The 18625-nt window shown below is 70.4% G+C and carries 15 protein-coding genes; 1 reads left to right on the top strand and 14 read right to left on the bottom strand.

The annotated features are described in order from the left end of the window. Positions 1 to 4: 4 nt before the first annotated feature. From K7W41_RS20840 to K7W41_RS20865, 6 genes are all read right to left on the bottom strand, one after another. A complete protein-coding gene (locus K7W41_RS20840; protein ID WP_224612255.1) occupies positions 5 to 1408 on the bottom strand; it encodes an RtcB family protein in 1404 nt (467 codons plus the stop codon). 613 nt (positions 1409 to 2021) lie between these two features. Beyond that, entirely contained in the window at positions 2022 to 2615 is a 594-nt protein-coding gene (locus K7W41_RS20845; protein WP_224612257.1) for a hypothetical protein, read from the bottom strand. After that, positions 2609 to 3550, bottom strand: a complete 942-nt coding sequence (locus tag K7W41_RS20850) for a CapA family protein (protein WP_224612259.1) — start codon at positions 3548 to 3550, stop codon at positions 2609 to 2611. Before K7W41_RS20850 ends, K7W41_RS20845 begins: the two co-directional genes overlap by 7 nt. Before the next feature lie 157 nt (positions 3551 to 3707). After that, positions 3708 to 5756, bottom strand: a complete 2049-nt coding sequence (locus K7W41_RS20855; RefSeq protein ID WP_224612261.1) for a DUF3160 domain-containing protein — start codon at positions 5754 to 5756, stop codon at positions 3708 to 3710. A gap of 111 nt (positions 5757 to 5867) precedes the next feature. After that, the gene (locus tag K7W41_RS20860; protein ID WP_224612262.1) at positions 5868 to 6842 is read right to left on the bottom strand and encodes a barstar family protein; all 975 of its coding nucleotides are present in this window, start codon (positions 6840 to 6842) and stop codon (positions 5868 to 5870) included. Positions 6843 to 7118: 276 nt separating this feature from the next. Then, positions 7119 to 8573, bottom strand: coding sequence for a UDP-N-acetylmuramoyl-L-alanyl-D-glutamate--2,6-diaminopimelate ligase (locus tag K7W41_RS20865; RefSeq protein ID WP_224612263.1), 1455 nt, complete (start codon positions 8571 to 8573; stop codon positions 7119 to 7121). A gap of 537 nt (positions 8574 to 9110) precedes the next feature. Between K7W41_RS20865 and K7W41_RS23630 the strand changes: the two genes are divergently transcribed. Further along, the gene (locus K7W41_RS23630) at positions 9111 to 12392 is read left to right on the top strand and encodes an AAA family ATPase (protein WP_263490008.1); all 3282 of its coding nucleotides are present in this window, start codon (positions 9111 to 9113) and stop codon (positions 12390 to 12392) included. Positions 12393 to 12623: 231 nt separating this feature from the next. Here K7W41_RS23630 and K7W41_RS20875 read toward each other — a convergent pair whose 3' ends face one another. The 8 genes from K7W41_RS20875 to K7W41_RS20910 form a co-directional block, all read right to left on the bottom strand. Further along, positions 12624 to 13343 carry a hypothetical protein gene (locus K7W41_RS20875; protein ID WP_224612264.1) on the bottom strand — a complete coding sequence of 240 codons (720 nt, stop codon included), beginning with the start codon at positions 13341 to 13343 and terminating at the stop codon, positions 12624 to 12626. A gap of 33 nt (positions 13344 to 13376) precedes the next feature. After that, positions 13377 to 13664 (bottom strand): hypothetical protein, encoded by a 288-nt coding sequence (locus K7W41_RS20880; RefSeq protein WP_224612265.1) that lies wholly within the window; start codon positions 13662 to 13664, stop codon positions 13377 to 13379. A gap of 299 nt (positions 13665 to 13963) precedes the next feature. Then, positions 13964 to 14596 (bottom strand): hypothetical protein, encoded by a 633-nt coding sequence (locus K7W41_RS20885; protein WP_224612266.1) that lies wholly within the window; start codon positions 14594 to 14596, stop codon positions 13964 to 13966. 45 nt (positions 14597 to 14641) lie between these two features. Next, positions 14642 to 15265 carry a deoxynucleoside kinase gene (locus tag K7W41_RS20890; RefSeq protein WP_224612267.1) on the bottom strand — a complete coding sequence of 208 codons (624 nt, stop codon included), beginning with the start codon at positions 15263 to 15265 and terminating at the stop codon, positions 14642 to 14644. Positions 15266 to 15362: 97 nt separating this feature from the next. Further along, positions 15363 to 15974, bottom strand: a complete 612-nt coding sequence (locus tag K7W41_RS20895; RefSeq protein ID WP_224612268.1) for a deoxynucleoside kinase — start codon at positions 15972 to 15974, stop codon at positions 15363 to 15365. 127 nt (positions 15975 to 16101) lie between these two features. After that, on the bottom strand, positions 16102 to 16296 hold the full coding sequence (locus K7W41_RS20900) for a hypothetical protein (protein ID WP_224612269.1): 195 nt from the start codon (positions 16294 to 16296) through the stop codon (positions 16102 to 16104). Next, the gene (locus tag K7W41_RS20905; RefSeq protein ID WP_224612270.1) at positions 16296 to 17204 is read right to left on the bottom strand and encodes an SPFH domain-containing protein; all 909 of its coding nucleotides are present in this window, start codon (positions 17202 to 17204) and stop codon (positions 16296 to 16298) included. Before K7W41_RS20905 ends, K7W41_RS20900 begins: the two co-directional genes overlap by 1 nt. A gap of 320 nt (positions 17205 to 17524) precedes the next feature. Further along, the gene (locus K7W41_RS20910) at positions 17525 to 18625 is read right to left on the bottom strand and encodes a S1C family serine protease (protein WP_224612272.1); all 1101 of its coding nucleotides are present in this window, start codon (positions 18623 to 18625) and stop codon (positions 17525 to 17527) included.

Consider the following 18625-nt stretch of genomic DNA (forward strand, 5'->3'; position numbering starts at 1 on the left):
GGCTCTACACGTCTTCGCTGCCGGTGTCCATGCGGACAATCCGGGGCTGGAAGGTGCCGACCACGTCCACCAGATCGCGCTGGCGGCCAATCACCTCTTCAATGCGCTTGTAGGCCTGGGGCGCCTCGTCAATGCCGCCGCCCAGCAGCGTCACGCCGCGCTCTTGCAAGTAAGCCTGCACGTCCTTTTTGGCCAGGGTGCGCTCGGCGGCCTTGCGGCCCAGCACGCGCCCGGCGCCGTGGCTGGCGCTGCCCAGCGCCTGCGGATTGCCCCGGCCGCGCACCACGAAACCGGGGTCGGCCATGCTGCCGGGAATCAGGCCCAGCTGCCCGGCTTCGGCGGGAGTGGCGCCCTTGCGGTGCACGATCAATTCCTGCTCGCCCACCGTCTGTTTCCAGGCGAGGTTGTGGCTGTTGCGCACCTGCGCCAGCGGCTGCACGTTCAGGGCGCGGGCCAGCCGGGCGTGAATCAGTTCGTGGTTGGCCAGCGCGTAGCGCCCGGCGAGGTTCATGGCCTGCCAGTAGGCCTGCCCCTCTTCGTGGTCCAGGGGCAGCCACGCCAGCTTCTTGGCCTTGGGGGCCAGGCCAGGGTGCAGGCGCTCGGCCAGCCCTGTGAAGTGCCCCGCCACCTGCGCGCCAAAACCCCGGCTGCCGCTGTGCGACAGCACCGCCAGATACTCGCCAGCCTCCAGGCCCAGGTCACCTTCCGGCAGGGTGAAGGTGCCGAACTCCACGAAATGGTTGCCGCTGCCCGAGGTGCCGATCTGGGTGGCCGCCTTGTCGAACAGGTGGCGCAGCAGCGCCTGATCGCGCCACGTGCCTTCGTGCAGCACCTCGTGGTCCGGGCGGTCCCGCTTCTCAAAGGCCACGCCCGCCCCAAAGCGGGTGTGCTTGAGCAGCAGCGCCTTGCCGTCCTCGGCGTGCAGGCCCTGGGGGGCCAGCGGCAGCACGCTGAGCATCATGGAGCAGCCGATGTCCACACCCACGCCGTAGGGAATCACCGCGTTTTCGGTGGCCAGTACGCCGCCAATGGGCAGGCCGTAGCCCACATGGGCGTCGGGCATCAGGGCGCCGGCGCGGCTGACCGGCAGGCGCATCGCCACGTCCATCTGGGTGCGGGCGCCCGCTTCAATCAGGTCCTCGCCCCACACCGGGTAGGGCAGAGGCGTGGGGCGCAGTTCGGCGCCTTTTTGCGCGTCACGCTTGGCCTGCTGCGCGGCCAGTTCGGCGGCCAGCGCGGCGTAGACGCCGCCCGCCAGGTACGCTTCGGGGTTGGCCTGCACCGCGCGCAGTTCCGACAGAATCTCATCGCGTTCCAGGCCCGCTTTTTCACGGGTGGCGGCGGCGGTCTGCGCCAGGGCAATGGCTTTTTTCTCCAGGCCAAGTTTTACAAGGTGTTTGCCGTTCATGGGGGTCTCGTTTCAGGGGGGAGAGGGGGCGGGAAAGTGGTCAAGGGAAGGGCGATCAGCGCCGTCTGCTGGGTCGGTCATGGGGGGCCTCCTGTGCCCTGCACTGTGGCGCGCGGCGCCGGAGCGCGGCATCGGCCAGACGGCCGAGGGGACGCTAGGGCAATTCGCCAGCCCGGCCCAGGGGCATGGTTCATTTCATCCCCCAGGTCCCCCTGGGCAGATGAGGCGACGCTGGCCGGGCGTGAAGCTTGGGACCGGGCCATTAAGGCATGAAGGCTGTGCAGAGGAGGACCGGGCCTGGTCTGGGCGAAGCGCGGGGGCCGTGGCGCTCTACAGGACAGGAGCCGTGGAGCAGCGCCTAGAGCGGTTGACGAAAGAGTCCCCTCATGAGGATTCCGGTTGATCAGTTATTCCATAACTGATCAACCCGACCGGAGGGAGAAGGAAAAACGGTGACGGGTAGGAGTGGAAGCACCGAAGCGAAGCGGAGGGACTGTAACGGATTATCCGGAATCCGTATCACCCCTCGCTGCGCGAGGCCCTCTCCCACGAGGGGAGAGGGTCAAGAACCAACAGCATCTTTATGTCAAACGCTCTAAGCCCCCCGTGGCCCTCAGCGCACCGCGGGCCAGCCGCGTGCGTCTAACGCCAGTTGCCGCGCTTGCACGGGCACGCGGCGCAGCAGGCGAAAGCCGAAGCTGGTCCAGCGCCACTCGCTCAGGGCCTGCCCGGGGGCCTGCGGGGCTGCGTAGGTGACTTCCAGGGTGACCAATGTGCCGTCCGGGCGCACCGTCAGCGCCGAGACCGGCTGAAACAGCGCGCTGCCCACCCAGACTTCCTGATAGCGCCCCCCGGGCCGGGGCCGCAGCACCGCAATGTGGGCGCTGCGGCCCTGGGCGTCGCGGTTGGCGGTGATGGGCGTGGGGGCCGCCGCCCAGCGCCCGATGGGCCAGTCGCGCCAGGGTCGCCAGAGGGCCAGCACGCATTCGGGCTGCCGGTCGCCCGTCACGTCGGCCCAGGCCTGGCTGCGCACGTCCCAGTCGGGGGGCAGGGTCAGGGCCGGGCAGGGGGGCGCGGGGCGCATCTGGAACGCTGGCCCCCACTGGCCTCCCGGGTTCAGCGCGCGCCAGGGGGGTGATCCGGCGCCGCCGGCCAGGGCCATCGGCAGCGCCAGCAGCAAGATCAGCCCCCACTGCCGGGTCAGCATGGGGGCAGGCCCAGGCGGCGCAGGGCGGCGCGGCGGTCCTCGCCCGTGGCGGGCCCCACGCGCCCCGCGCGAATGCGGGTGGGCACGGCGCAGGCGGCGCCCACCTGCCGCAGCGGAACGCGGACCACCGCGCCCACGCGGGTGGCGGGCAGCGCCTGATCAAACAGCAGGTTGCCCAGGCTGTAGAGCACCAGCGCGGGGCCCCGGGGGCCGCGCCGCACCTCGTGGCCCTGCAGGACATGGGGCCCGCTGCCCGCCACGAGGGTGGCCCCCGCCGCCACGAGTGAGCGGGCCTGCGCGCGCTGCCGGGCCGTGGTCAGGCCGTATTCCTCGCCCCAGTGCGGCAGCACCACCACCCACGCCCCCTGCGCCGCCGCCGCCCGGATGGCCGCCAGGGGGGGCGGCGTGCGCCCGTCGTCCAGGTAGGCCACAAAGGCCACGTGTTCGCCGCCCACGCGGCTCAGGGTGGGTGTGCGGGTCACGGGCACCACCCCGGCGGCGCGCAGGGCGGCCTGCGACTGTGTCTGCCCGGCCGGCCCACCGTCGCGGGCATGGTTATTCTCGGTGCCCAGGTGGGTGAAGGGGGCCAGCGCGGCCACCCCCGCTGGCGGCGCGCGCAGGTCAATGCCCGGGGTCTGGCGCGGGGTAGTCGTCAGAGGGGATTCCAGATTGGCGGCGGTGGCCTCGGCGCGCAGGGCCGGGGCCACCCCCGCCAGCGCGGCGGGCCAGTCGCTGGCATTGGCTGCCGCCACCCCACGCGCGAGGCTCACGTCGCCCGCCACTGCCAGCACCGGACCCGCCGGGGCCCTGTCCCGCCCACCCGACACCAGCAGGGCGCCCAGCGCGAACAGCAGCAGGCCGACCCCTCCCGGCCAGAGGATGCGCACGTTCACGGCGTTCTGGCCTGCCCCGCGCTCAAACGGCCTGCCGTCCATTGCCGGAACAGCCAGAACAGAACGGGCTGTTCCTCTCCTGCGGAGCCTTCCAGGTTCAATTCCCGGAAATCCATATTTCTTCTGTGCTGCGCCGCTCTGCGAGGCCCTCCGGTTGGAGACATTCCAGAACGTCTGATGGAATGGTTCGGAAACCGTCTCACTTCACCACAATGCCGCTCAGCCACGGGTGCAGGGGCGGCACCTTGCCGCTGCGCAGCTGGGCGCGCCACGTCTCGTTGGTCAGGCGGCTGCCAGCCGGCACCGTGAATTCGTACTGGCTGTACACGCCGCCGCGCGCCACCTGCAGGCCGCCCCGGCCATCGGGCACCACCGCGTACAGCTCGTGGATATAGCCGGTGGCCTGTTCCAGCGCCCGGCCGTTGCCCGTGGCGACATCGGCCACCACGGCCGCCATGTCGTTGTCGTCGAACTCGCTGGCGTTCTCGCCGTCCTGGGGGTCAGCGCTGGCCAGTTTCATCTGCTCCAGCCAGCCGCCGTACAGGTGCAGCCGCTCGTAGTCGTCGGCGCTCAGGGCCTGCCCGGCCAGCTGCCGGGTGGTCGCCATGTTCAGGAACGTCAGCATGGAGCGCAGTTCATCCAGGTTCTGCTTGGTGCGGGCCGACAGCACACCCTGGCCGACCAGCACCCGGCGGGTCAGCGCCTCCAGGGTCAGCAGCCGGGTCCACACCGCCGCATTGGGCTCCACGTAGCCGCGCGCGGGCTGGGGCTCGGCGCCGCCGCCCATCTCGGCCATCGTCTGTTTGGCGTACAGGATGGTGTCGTGGCGCAGTTCGGTCCACGAGCCCAGGGCGGTGAGCATCTCCTTGCGGGTCCAGGCCGCCGTGCGCATAAAGGCCGGGTAGCGGGCGTCGCGCGCGGCGGGCCGGGCCAGCGGCTGCAGGGCGTACAGCCAGCCGCTGTACACGTTGGCGGTCCAGTCGGCTTCTTTTAGGGCGGCAAAGCTGGCGCGCACCTTGGCCATCTGCGGCAGGTAGTTGGCGTAGCGGTCCTCGCCCGAGCGGCGTAGTTCGTTCAGCGCGGCGTCGCTGCCCAGGGCCGCCAGCAGGTCCAGGCCGCGCGGCAGCCAGCGTTCCTGGCCCTGGGTGCCCACCTCGCGGTACACCAGCCGCTGAAAGGCCGCGCCGTCCAGGGTGAAGCGCTGGCCCATCAGGCGGAAGCCCAGGGTGTCGCGCTCGCGCGCCTCGCGGCCCTCGCCAGGCCGGACCACGGTGAACAGGCTGTTCACCTGCGGCGGGGGCAGCTTGGCCAGCGCCGCCTGGAAGGTGCTCAGCACCGCCGGGTCCGCCAGCCGGCGCACCTGCCCGCCCGTGGCGGCCTTCAGGGCGTCGGCGTACTGGCGGTAATCCAGGTCGTCGCTGCGGCCAATCAGGAGGGCGGTGGGATCGTAGATGCGCGCCCAGAGCTTCTGGGCCTCGGGGTTGCCGCTGATCAGGTTGGTGAGCAGCGCGGCCACGCGGGTTTCGCCGGGGCTTTTCACGCGCAGGTTCAGGCGGCCCAGCCACATCATGGTGCGGAAATAGCGCTTCAGGGCGTCGCTGCGGGTGTAGTGGCCGCGCGGCACGTACTGCGAGTAATCCTCTTCCAGATTGGTGGCGGCAAAGATGGGCGACGTGGCTTGGCCCTGGTGGGCGTCAATCAGCCGCACCTCCTGGGCCACCAGGGCCGCCACCTCGGCCGGGGGGGTGGTGGCCGGGTCTATCAGTTCCTGCGCCACCGCCAGGTAAGCCAGGGCGCGCCGGGCGTCGCCTTCCAGGGCCGTGCCCTTCAGGGCGGCGTGCTGGCGCCGGGCATCCGCGACCAGCAGCGCGGTCATGCGGCGCAGGGCGGGCGACAGGGCCTCGCGTTCCAGGTCGCGCAGCAGCTTGCTGAACACGAGGTGGTAGGCGTGCAGCATGGAGTCGGTGGTCACGAACACCGGCTGGTTCAGGTAGCGCGTGGCCTCGTACACGCCGTCGAAGTGCGCCCAGGTGGCGGGCGCGATCACGAAGCCGTTCTTGCTCAGGGCCGCGCGCTGGGCGGGGCTCAGACCGCTGGTGCCCACCTCGGGGTCCGAACGCAGCAGTTCCTGGTTCTTGATGGCCGAGAGGTTCAGCGGCAGGGTGTACGAACTGGGGGCGGCCAGGGCGGCAGGGAGCAGGGCCGCGCCGGGCAGGGCCAGCAGCAAGGTGAGGGTCAGGCGGCGCATGGGGCTGTCATACCACGCCGCCTTCTGGTCGTTGTCGGCAGATGCCGGGAGAGAGAAGGGGCTCCTGGGCTGATTCAGGAAAAGGTTGCCTGTTCCGAGGGTTTCCTCGGGTTACGCGATGTCATCAGGTCCCCAGAACTCAAAGGCCCGCCAGACCCGCTGCTTTTCTAGTTGTAGTAAATCTTGTTCCACCACGTCACGCATTGAGGGGTGAAACACCACCTCCAGCGTGCCCAACCCTTTCATCCGAAGTTCCGCCGCAAGGTCAAGGAGGACGCCCAGATACATGACGCGCTCGTCTGGAGTGACCTGTGTCACACCATGATGATTAACACGCAGGTGGGTCAGCACGTTTGGGTATACACACCGTAAACAATCCCAGAAGGCATTGAAATTCCTCCCGAAATACGAACTGTCCTCAAAAATCGGATTCAGGTGCTGACGCTGCCCATCATAAATACACGCGCCATAGCGCTCGAACACCGCCTGGGCAGTCTGTAGACCGGAAGGAAGGTCTACTGTCAGACCATCCATTGCAGGACAGAGTGCCTCTGAGAACGTGAGGCATGACCGCAGCGCCTGGGTCTGCTCTGTGCCCTCCGTCCAGGCCCGTGGATCAAGACTGAATTCGGTTCGGTGCTGCCATAAGGTTGACTGCACGCCTCGCCAGATGGTTCCAGGATGGGTTTCGCTCAGCACAGCAAAGGTTTCCATCCAGGCCTCAAGCGTGGCCCTCTTCGCCTCAGGCATCCCCGCACTCAGAGGGGTCATGGGCACGGCGAAGCAGAACCGGTACCCCACTTCTGTAGGCTCAACCCAACTGGCGCACTCCACGGCTTCAGAGCCCACGCCCAGCGTGGCACCTCGGTAGATTTCCGTCTTGGCACTCCAATTCCAGGTCGTTCGGTCAGGCTCCTGCCGGTCATCGACCCCCTGCTCCAAAAGCCCCTGAGACCAGACCCCTCTCAGCTCTGGATGGCGCCACACGTCCACCCAGACCTCCCCCAACTGGCTCGCCTGCGGCACATCAAGCGTCCACTGCAGGATCGTTGTCCACTGACTGGGAGCGGAGAACAGCCTGGGCATACGATTCCACCATTCGGTGTGAGCAAGGGGATGCCGAGTTTGAGGGCCCCAGTGAGTCGAGCGCTCAGACGCCATAAGCGCACTCTATGATGGCCCGCTGAGCCCTGGGGCCAGAAGGGGAACCCTCAATGCTGCCTACGACGCTGTCTGTGCCAAACACGCACTTGGGTTGCCCCAGAGGCATTGAGGGTCAACCCCTGGGTGGCTCTGGGAGTCGTTATGGGCTGCATGGGTTACAGCAGACAGTGGCGGTCAGCGTTCGTCTTGATGTGGCGCCTAGACCCGCAGCGCGGCTTCGGCCTCGGCGGTTTCGTTCCAGGGGAGGGTCTCGGCGGCGCGTTCCAGCGTGTCTTCGGGGCCCTTGCCCGCCAGCAGCACGGTGTCGCCGGGCCGGGCCCCGGCAATCGCCGCCCGGATGGCCTCGCGGCGGTCCGGAACGCGGGTGAAATTCGTGCGCCCCGCGTCCCGCGCGCCCCGTTCCATCTCGTCCAGAATCTCGTCCAGCGGGGTGTCGCGGCAGTCTTCTTCCGTGAAAAAGGCGTGGTCGGCCAGCCGGGTGGCGACCTCGCCCAGCGGCGCGCGCTTACCCGGGTCGCGCGGGCCGCCCGCCGACCCGATCACCACCAGCAGCCGCCCCGGCGTGGTGGCGCGCAGGGTGCTCAGGGCCTTGTCCAGGCTGGGGGGCGTGTGGGCAAAGTCCACGATCACCCGCCGCCCCTGTGGGTCAGGCACCAGCTGCATGCGGCCGGGCACCCCGGCAAAGGTGGCCAGCCCGGCGCGCAGCTGCGCCACACCCGCCCCCAGGTGCGCCGCCGCCGCCATCGCCGCCAGGGCGTTGGCCACGTTAAAGCGGCCGATCATGGGCAACTGGGCGTCGAACTCGCCCAGCGGCGAGACCACATGAAAGTGCAGGCCGGTGGAGCGCTCTTCAACGCCCCCGGCGCGCCAGTCGGCGTGTTGGCCTTCGGCGGAATAGGTGGTTTCCTGGGGGGCCACGCCGCGCAGCTGGGCGGTCCAGGGGTCGTCCACGTTCAGCACCGCGAAGGGCGAACGCTCGATCAGGCGCCGCTTGTCGGCAAAGTAGCGGTCCATGGTGCCGTGAAAGTCCAGGTGTTCGGGGCTCAGGTGGGTCCAGATGGCCGCCGACCACGCCACGCCGCGCACCCGGTCCAGGGCCAGGGCGTGGCTGCTGGCTTCCAGCACGGCGGCCTGTGCGCCCGCTGCGATCATCTCGGCCAGGGTGGCCTGCACCTGCGGCGCCTCGGGGGTGGTGAAGTGCGCGGGGAAATGGCGCAGTTCGCCGTCCGGCAGCTCGTAGCCAGCGGTGCTCAGCAGGCCGGTGCGCAGGCCAGCGGCGCGCAGCAGGTGGCGGGTGAGCCAGCTGGTGGTGGTCTTGCCGTCGGTGCCGGTGACCCCCACCACGCGCAGGCCCTGGCTGGGGTGCCCGGCCAGGGCGGCGGCGGCGTCGGCCAGGGCGGCGCGGGCGCCCGGCACCGTCAGGTAGGGCAGGGGCGAGGCAACGCCTTCGGGCAGCCCCTCGCCCAGCACCGCCACCGCGCCCGCCTGGGCCACCTGTGCCAGAAAACTGTGCCCGTCAAAGCGCGCGCCGCGAATAGCCACGAACGCGAACCCCGGCTGCACCCAGTCGGCGTTGTGGGTCACCCCGGTGACCTCGGGGTTGGCGTCGGGGGCACTCAGGTGCAGGGCAGCGGCCAGCTCGGCAAGGCGCATGGGGCGCATGATACGGAAAGGCGGTGGCGGCAGGGCCAGAGGGCGTGGTCTGGAGGGGTGCCCAGCGCCTGAGATGCGCCACTGTCGCCGTCTACATGCTGCAGAGAGCCCCCGGCAACCCCGCTGCTTTTTCTTCTGCTCTTGCCAGGAATCCGCAGAACTGCGCGCCCGAGGAGAGAAGCAGGTCAGGCGCCCCACACGATCTTTTCGTCACGGCCACCGCAGCCGCCTTGACCACTGGCCGAGCCCTTGTTCAACCATCGTTCGGACCGTTTTTAAGCGAGGCGAGCAGGCCATGAGGGAAACGTCGTCGGAGCCGCTGGGCCCGCTCACCTCCTCTGCTTCGCATCTCCATGAATCCCCCGCGAGGGGAGAGGAGAGCAACAGCGTGCTCGTCGGGCCGCTCTACACGAACGGCCCAAATTGTCCGAGCGGTGGTGTACACGGTGCCGTTCTTGGGGGACCGGGGCCCCTGATGGCCGCTTGTGGCCCTGTGCTGACCTGCGGCACACTGGGCGGCAGGAGGCCCACCACACCTTGTCTGACCCCATTCATCCCCACACCCTGGCCCAGCTGCAGGCGGCCTGGGCGGGGGTATGTGCGGGCGGGGGGCCGGCCCTGGTGGTGCTGTCGGGCGCGGCGGGCCTGGGCAAAAGCCATCTGGCGCGCGCCTTGCAGGATCACGCCGCGCGCAACCCGCAGGCCGCCGCCGCGTTGGCGACCCCGCCTGCGCTGGTGGCGCCGCTGCTGCGCGCCCTGCCTGAACTGCTGAGCTCGCGCGACCCGGCCCTGATCGCGGCGGCCCGCCCGCACCTGGACCACCCCTGGCCCGCCGTGTTGCCGCCCCCGGCCGGGCCCAGCGACCCGGCCGCCACCCTGGCGCGCGCGGTGTCGGGCGCTCTGGGGCGGGCGCGGCCCCTGCTGCTGATCGCTGAAGACCTGCACGACCAGCCCCCCGAAGCCCGCGCCCTGCTGAACACCCTGTGGACCCGGCTGGTGCTGGACAGCGCCCCGGCCCTGCTGCTGCTCACCACCCGCCCGCTGCCCGAGCATCCGGACGCCGCGCGCACGGTGGAGGACCTGGGCCGCAGCGCCCAGCTGGCCCGCGCCGCCGAGGCCAGCAGCGTGCAGCACCTCGCGCTGGCGCCCCTGGACGCCGCTGGGATCGACGCCCTGCTGCGCGCGGTGCTGGGCGGGCCCGCCCCGCCCGAACTGGGCGCGTGGCTGCTGGCCCACGCCGAGGGCCACCCCCTGCGCAGCGCCGAACTGCTGCGGGTGCTGCGTGAACGCGGCGCCCTGCAGCGCGCCGAGCACCACTGGCAGTTCACGCCGCCGCCCGCCGGGTCGCTGCCTGCGTCGCTGGAAGCGGTGCTGCGCGAGCGGCTGCGCCCGGTGCAGGCCGCGCGCCCCCCCTGGGCCGCCCTGAGCGCCCTGGCGGTGCTGGACGCCCCCACGCCCCCGGCGGTCTGGCGCCGGGTGGCGGGGCTGGGCGAGGGGCCCTTTGCCCAGGCCCGCGACTGGCTGCTGCACCGGGGACTGGTGCGCCTGCACCCGGAGGCGGCCGGCTATATCTGCGCCCATCCCCTCTACCCGCCGCTGGTGCGCGCCGAGCTGGACTGGGCCGAGCTGGAGGGCCTGCACGCCCGCGCCGCCCAGGTGCCGGGCCTGGACCCGCTGGCCCGCGCCCGCCACGCCCGGCACGCCGGGCTGCCCGAAGCCCGCGCCCTGACCGAACAGGCCCTGGCGCTGGCCCAGGCGCGCGCCGCCCCCCACGACGTGGTGGCCGAAGCCCGCGCCCTGCTGGACGAGGCACCAGACCACCCCGCCGCCCAGGCCGCGCTGGTGGCCGCCCTGGACGCCCTGGGCGAGTGGCAGGCGGTGCTGGCCGCCACGGAGGACGACCCGGCCGCCCTGCCACTGGCGCCGCTGGCTTTCCGCGCCCAGGCGCTGGCCGAACTGGGCCAGCTGCCCCAGGCCCTGGCGGCGGCGCGGCTGGGCCTGGAACGGCTGGCCCCCGAAGACCACAACGGGCGCGCCCACCTGCAACTGGAAGACGTGCTGTACCGCACCCTGCTCAACCAGGGCGACCTGGACGAGGCCGAAGCCGGCCTGCGCGCGGCCCTGGGCGTGGCCCACGACCCTCTGCGGCGCATGGGGCTGCTGGATATCCTGGCGCGCCTGTACCAGCGCCGGGGCGACTACCACCTGTGCCTGCACCTGGGCCGCGAGGCAGCCGCGCTGCTGCCCGCCGTTCCCGCGCTGTCCGGGGCAGCGGCCGAGCGCGCGTGGCGCACCCTGAGTTCGCTGGGGGGCAGCGCCATTCACATGTCGCTGTGGGCCGAGGCCGAAACCCACCTGCGCGCCGCCCACAAACTGCTTGTGCGCCAGGGCCATGTGGCCAGCCTGATGGTTGTGGAGGGCAACCTCGCCTATCTGGCGCTGATGCAGGGTGACTACCCGGCCGCCGAGGCCAGTACGTGGCGCCAGCTGCACCGCGCCGTGGCCAGCGGCAACGCGCGGGTAGAGGGCGCCCTGTTGTGGAACCTGGGCATCTGCCGGCTGTGGCGCGGCGACCCCGAACAGGCCCTGGCCCTCATGCGGCGCTCGTACGCCGCGTGGCCCAGCGTGGGGGCGGCCAACCCCAGCGACTTTGCCGAGGCCCTGGCCCTGCTGGGTCGCCTGGACGAGGCCCGCGCCGAACTGGCCCAGCCGGACCACGACTTTTACCCTGAACACCCCAATTCGCGCGCCCGCGTGTACCTGCTGCTGGGCGAGCCAGAGGGGGCCCTGCGCGAGGTGGCCCGCCTGCGCCCGGACGACGGGGCCGGCCTCCAGGCCCGCGCCGCCCTGATCCGCGCCCAGGCGCACCTGCGGCGCGGTGAGCCGGAGGCGGCGGGCCCGGACCTCGCCCAGGCCCTCACGCTGGCCCAGGCTGCGCAGCACCGCAGCGTGCTGGGCGAACTGCTCCTTACCCGCGCGGTGTGGCGGGCGCAGTGCCCCGCAGAACAGCACGGGGACGCCGCCGCCGACTGGCACGCCGGGCTGGCCGCGCTGCAGGCGGTGGACGGCCAGGGCCACCTGCAGTTCGTGCGCGCCTGCTTTCCGGCCCAGGTGGCCCTGCTGGACACGGCCCCCGCGCCGGGCCCCGCCCAGGCCCCCCGCGCCCGGCTGCGGCTGCTGGGCAATGTGGGTGTGGACCAGCCCGGCGGCGCGCGCCCCTGGCGGGCGCGCAAGGTCAAGGAACTGCTGGCCCTGCTGGTGTGTGCCCACTACGGCGGCGCGCCCCCAGCTCTGGGCCGCGACGCCCTGGCCCTGGCCCTGTGGCCCGACGCCGACGAGACCAGCGCCGAGGCCAACTTCCGCAAGACCCGCACCCGGCTGCGCGAGGCGCTGGCAGGCGCCGCCACGCTGACCCATACCCCCCAGGGCTACGTGCTTTCAGGCGTGCAGGCCGACCTGGACGAGTTCCTGGCGGCGCTGCAGGCGGGCCAGGATGCCCAGGCCGCCGCCGCCTACACTGGCCCTTTCCTGAACGATGTGGACCTGCCCGCCGCCGCCGAGCTGCGTGACACCCTGCACGCCCGCTGGCGCGCGGCGGTGCTGCGCCTGACCTACCGCGACCCCCAGGGCGGCCTGCCGCACCTGCGCCGCCTGCTGGCCCACGATCCCCTGGATCTGGACGCCACCCGCGCCCTGCTGGACACCTTTGCGCGCCTGGGCGACCACGAGGCCCACGCCCACACCCTGCGCCGCGTGCAGACGCTGTTTCACGCCGCGCTGGGCGAGGTGCCCCCCGAACTGGCCGCCGTGGCGGGGTAGGCAAAGGGCCGCCGTTGCCGTAGCGGTCAGCGGCACTCTGGGACCCAGCGCTGTGATGGGGCAGACTTAGCCGGGCCTGGAGCGGTTGACCAAAGCATCCCCTCACCCCTCGCGGGAGAGGGTCGAGAACACACATCATCTTCATGGCATCTGTTCTCAAGTGACGTGCTTCTCCCCCGATCGCTTGCCGTGTTCCCCTCTCCCCTGGTGACGCCTGATGTGAAATGAGGGTCAGGGGAGGGCGAGGAGGTCCCACTTGGCGCCCAACGGCCGATCCCAGAGCGCGTTGAGGATGATCCAGGCGTTGTGGGCGGCCACTTTGGCACTCAGGCGCACCCACCAGCCCAGCAGCGATTTGGTGCGGGGACGTTCCAAGGCAAACCAGTCGTGGAGTCGGCTGAAGGCCGACTCGACCACCTGCCGTTTGCCGGCCAACCACCGTCCCAACCTTTGGTGTCTGGCGTGTCTTTGGGTCACGACACGTACGTCGAAGGCCTCGTGCCAATGAGTCTGCCAGGCCTGTCCCGCATAGCCGTCATCCGCCAGGATGACGATGGGCTCAGTCGCTTGCCCGGCGGCGTACCGAGGCCCCAGTGGGCCACTGGGGCCTTTGCGCTGTCCCCTGTGGCGATGCGACGGGCCCAGCAGTGCGGTGAGCGCCTCACCTGTGGGTGGCTCCGCCAGTGGGTCGGCGCGCCAACGCAACAACCCTTCGAGCAAAAAGCGTTCTTCCGTGTTGGCGGGACCGCTGATAAACCCGTGGATGAGGCCCTGGTCACTGACCAGGGCCACCAGTTTCACCCCATAGAAAAACCGCCGGTCCACGCCGCCTTTCCCGATAGCGGCCCCATCGCCATACACCCGCCCAGCGGTGCCCCGCACCTTGCTCAGCAACGACACGCCCGTGCCATCCACCGCTTGGTACAGCGGCGCATCTTCCAGTGCAGGCACGGTCCTGGCCCTCCGGGCCAGCGCCGGACCCAGTCACGCCCACACGCCCCAGAGGTCGCGCAGATGCCGGTTATACCCTGACTGCTCCGGCAATCGGGGGAACGCCCCTGGAAACCGATGGCGCACATAGCACAGGAAGGCCCGCTCGCTCAGCTGCGGCAGGGATTGTCCCAGGATGCCCAGGGTCAGCACCTCACTGTCGCTCAGTCGCCACGCTGGACCGGGCCGCCGGGAACGCGCTTGAGGGCAGTCGCGCAAGGTGTCATCGACCAGGCAGTACAGTGTCGTCAGGACGGTCTCGGCGTCAGGAAGGTGTCTCACAGCTTCTTCCTACCGCTTTGAGTCCGTCCCAACTCTCATTTCACATCAGGCGTTCGTGGGAGAGGGAGGGAGGAGCGCAGCGACGGAAGGGTGAGGGGGCCACCGAGTGGCTCGGCCGGGTGTGGCATCCATTAAGTCCCGTCTGACACGGTTTCCGTTCAAGCCGTGATCGAGTCGGGACACCGCCGGTTCGATCCTTCCTTTCCCAGGGACGGGTTTTTCCCCCTCGCTCGGCTCGGGTTAAACCGTTGTTGGCACGGTTCAAGCGAAGTAGAAATTACATGTCCGGGCTTCCGTCCTTACCGTACATGGCGGTACAGCCCGGCGAAGGTCACGTTCAGGCCGCCGCATTTCTGGTTGTCCTGCACCAGCAGCCACGGGCCCAGCGGCCACAGGGTCAGCGCGCAGTCGCCGTCGGCATACAGCCAGCGCCGGGGTGAATCGGCGCGGCGCAGTGGGCCGTTCAGGTGGCCCACGTTCACGCTGCCGCCCGCCGTGGGAAACACCGCGCTGCCCGTCAGCACCAGCGCCCCCGAGGCGTCCCTCGCCTTCAGGGTCAGCCCCGCGTTGGCGTCGCGCTCCCAGGTGCCAGTGTCCAGCGCGGCAGGGAGGGGCAGGGGCTCGGTGTCGCCCGCCTTCAGGGTGCCGCTGCGGCCCGCCTCGCCGGGCACGTAGGTGCAGCGCTGTCCAGCCACCGCCGGGCCCTGCAGCACCAGTTCGCCGCTGCCCAGGCCCAGGGGCACCGGCGTGCCGCGCGCGTCAGTCAGGACCGCCCGCACCGCAGTGACGCGCGCGGCGCGCAGGGTGGCCGGGTTCAGGGCATTCCAGCTCTCGGGGCAGGGGGCCGGCGTGGCCGCGCCCCGGGGCTGCGCCGCGCTCCAGGCCGCAGCCAGCAGGCCCAGCAGGGGCAGGCACCGGGCGAGGCGGGTCATGCGCCCAGGGTAGCGCGCCACGACCGGCACCGGGCCCCACCCGCCTCAGCGCAGCAGCGGCAGGCCAAAGCCGTGGGCCTGCACCCGCGCGCACACCCATTCAAAGGCCTGCCCATCAGCCACGAAATCCAGCTGGTCGCCGGGCACGCGCACCACGGGGCAGGCGTCAAAGCCCGCCACCCAGCTGTCGTACAGGCGGCTGAGGCCCCCCAGGTAGTCGTCCGGGATGTCCTGCTCGTAGGTGCGCCCGCGCTGGGCGATGCGTTTTTTCAGGGTGGGCAGCGAGGCGTCAATGTGAATCAGAAGGTCCGGCACGCGCAGCGCCGGCCGCACGCCCTCGTACAGCCCGCAGTAGGTGGCCCAGTCGCGCGCCTCCATGTGGCCGCTTTCAAAGAGGTTGCGCGCAAAGATGTTGGCGTCTTCAAACACCGTGCGGTCCTGAATCACGTACCGCGCGCCCGTCACCAGATTCAGGTGCTGCTCTAAGCGGCGCGACAGAAAGTACACCTGCGAGTGAAAGGAGTAGCGCCGCATGTCCCGGTAAAAGTCTTCCAGGTAAGGGTTCTCGGCATACGGCTCGTACACCGGCCGCAGCCCGTAGCGCCCCGCCAGCATGCGTGTCAGCGTGCTCTTGCCGCTGCCGATGTTCCCGGAAATGGCGAGGTACATCAGCGCGCTCCGCGCGGGGAGGCGGGAGACGGAAAGCGGGGCGTGGGACAGGCGTGGGTTTCCTGCGGCCCGCGTACCGCGCACGGCTCCCTGTTCATCAGTCCGCCGCCTGCCCGGCGCGCAGGGCCTCGTCAATACGGGTCAGAATGCGCGCCTCGTCCTCGGGATTGTTCACGAAATCCAGCCCGGCGGCGTCAATGGTCAGCAGCGGGTGGGGGTAGGTGCGGAAATACTCGTCGTAGCGCCCCGTCAGGTCGGCCAGGTACTCGGCTTTCATGTCCTGTTCAAAGGGGCGCCCGCGCAAGGCGATGCGGCGCAGCAGTTCGCCCGTGTCGGCGCGCAGGTACACCACGAGGTCCGGGGTGGGCAGCCGGGGCGAGAGGTGGGCGTACAGGTCCTCGTACAGCGCAAATTCGGCGTCTTTCAGGTTCATGGCCGCAAAGATGAAATCCTTGTCGAACAGGTAGTCGCTGACCACCGAGTCGCGGTAGAGCCCCGGCTGCCACAGCGCCGAGAGCTGCTTGAAGCGCGAGAGCAGAAAGAACGCCTGCACCTGAAAAGCGTAGGCCTCGGGCTGGCGATAGAACTTCGCCAGAAAGGGATTTTCCTCCACCACTTCCAGGTTCAGTTCGGCGCCGTACCGCGCGGCCAGGCGCCCGGCGAGGCTCGTTTTTCCCACCCCGATGGGGCCTTCGACAACAACGTACATGACAGGCCAGAGCATAGCGTCCGCCGCCCAGGTGAAGGGTGGATGAAGGGCCTTGACAGCGGGGGTGGGGCGGGGGGAGGGAAGGCCGCGCCCCCGCCGCGTGAGGGCCACGGGCGGGGGCACTGCTTTACTCGTCTTTGGGCTCGTCTCCAGGCTTTTCTCTGGGCGGGTCGGGGGGCTTCAGGCGGCCAGCGTCGCGCGCCGCGCGGGTCAGCAGGTACTCCATCTGGGCGTTCACGCTGCGCAGGTCGTCGGCGGCCCAGCGTTCCAGGGCGGCGTACAGCTCGGGGCTGATGCGCAGGGGAAAGTTCTTGCGCGCCACTAGTACAGGCTGCCGGCGTTCACCACCGGCTGCGTGCCGCGCTCGCTGGTCAGCACCACCAGCAGGTTACTGACCATCTGGGCCTTGCGTTCCTCGTCCAGCGTCACGATGTCCTGCTCCGAGAGCTGGCGCAGCGCCATTTCCACCATGCCGACCGCGCCCTGCACAATCTGGGCCCGCGCGGCGATCACGGCGCCCGCCTGCTGGCGCTGCAGCATGGCCCCGGCAATTTCCGGCGAGTAGGCCAGGTGCGACAGCCGCGCTTCCAGCACCTCCACCCCAGCGTGGCGCAACCGGGCGGCCAGCTCGCCTCCCAGGGCCTCGGCCACCTCGTCGGCGTGGGCGCGCAGGCTCATGCGGCCGTCCTCGTAGGCGTCGTAGGGGTACTGGCTGGCGAGGTGGCGCAGCGCGGTTTCGGCCTGAATCGCCACAAACTGCGAGTAGTCCTCGACATCAAAGACCGCCCGCGCGGTGTCCACCACCCGCCACACGATCACGGCCGCAATCTCGATGGGGCTGCCGCCCGCGTCGTTCACCTTCAGCCGCTCGCTGTTGAAGTTGCGAATCCGCAGGCTCACGCCCCTGCGCACCGTCAGCGGGTTGGTCCAGTACAGGCCGTTGCGCCGCTCGGTGCCCACGTAGCGCCCGAACAGGGTGAGGTTCATGGCCTGATTGGGCTGCACGATGAAAAACCCCGCCAGCGCGAACAGCAGCGCCGCGCCCAGCAGCACGCCCGGCAGCGGCAAGCGGCCCAGCAGCACCGCCGCCGCCCCGGCCCCCAGCAGCCACAGCAGGAACATGGGCACCCCCGGAAGCCCGAAGGCGGGCCGTTCCACGCTGGCCACCCCGCTGCGGGGAGAAACGCCGCCCTGGGCGGCAGGCGTGGGGGCATGTTGCAGTTCATTCATAGGCAGACCTCCGGGGAGAACCCCTATCAAAGTGATATCACTTTGATGCCGGGTTTGCCAGAGGGGGGCGTGGAAGGGGGCAGTCTGGCTCTGGGCAGCGCCTCCTGCGGGCTGATTCTGGCGGTCTTTGCTTCGGTGCTCCAGCGGGGTGGGGGTGCACTCAAGGCGCGTTTGCTGGCCCCACGTCGCCGTTTTTCAGGCTCCTGCTTGCGGCCAGAGACGGGGTCTCGCCACAACAGCCCGGGTTCCGTCCTCCATCCGCTGCATGCATGAAAAAAGGCGGCCATTGCGTGGCCGCCTCTGAGGGGGAAGTGCTGGGCTCAGCGCAGGGTGCGCTTGAGGAGGGTCACCTTCACTGGCACCTGTTTCTTGTTGCGCCACACGGTCAGGGTGACCGTCTGCCCCGGGCGCTTGGCGGCCACGAAGCGGATCACGTCGAACGAGTCGCGCACGCGCTGGCCGTCCACCGCCACGATCACGTCGCCCAGGGGGGCCAGCAGCTGGTCGCGGTTGTTGCGCAGGCTGCCGCGCAGGCCCGCGCGCGCCGCCGCCGAGCCCGCTGCCACCTGGTCCACCAGCGCGCCTTCGGAGCTGCTCAGGCCCGCCAGCTGGCGCAGGGCGGGGTCCAGGTTGTCCAGGTCCACCAGGGTGGCGCCCAGGGTGCCGCGCTGCGGGACCCCAATTTTTTCCAGGTCGTCCAGGCTCTGGCGCACCAGATCGCCGGGCAGGGCAATGCCGATCACGCCGGGCACCAGCTGGTTGGCGGCGGCATTGGCGTCCGCCACGCCCACCACCAGGCCGCGCGAATCGAGAACGGGGCCGCCGCTGCTGCCCTGCTGAATGTTGGCCGTGGTGGCGAGGTACTGCCCCACCTCGTCGGCCAGCTGGTCCTGCCGGGGCACGTCACGGGCGCTGGCCGCCACGCTGAACACGCCGGTGCCCACAAAGTTGGCAATCCGCAGCGGCGTGCCAATGGTGATCAGCTTCTGCCCGGGAATCAGGCGGGCACTGGAGCCGAAACTCAGGGTGGCGGGCGCCGTGACCCCGGTCACGCGCAGAATGGCGATGTCAATGCCGGGGTCAATGCCTTCCAGCTTGGCCGGCACCCGGCGCCCGTTGAACAGCGTCACCGTGATGGCTTCTTGGTACTGCACCACATGGTAGTTGGTGACGATCAGGTCTTTTTTGTAGAAAAAGCCGGTGCCGGTCTCGGTGGGCAGGTCGCCGGGCTGCAGCCGCTCTCTTTGCAGGCGGTTGTCCACGCGCACCACGGCCTGCATGGCCTTTTGCACCACCTCCACCGTGTTGATCTCGTCGGTGGTGACCAGGCTGCGCTGGGCGGTCACAGTGCCGCTCAGGTAGGCCCCGCCCAGCCCCCCAGCCACCAGCGCCGCCAGCCCCAGCAGGCGCGCCGTCTTCAT

This window comes from Deinococcus multiflagellatus (genome assembly GCF_020166415.1).
Lineage (GTDB): Bacteria > Deinococcota > Deinococci > Deinococcales > Deinococcaceae > Deinococcus > Deinococcus multiflagellatus.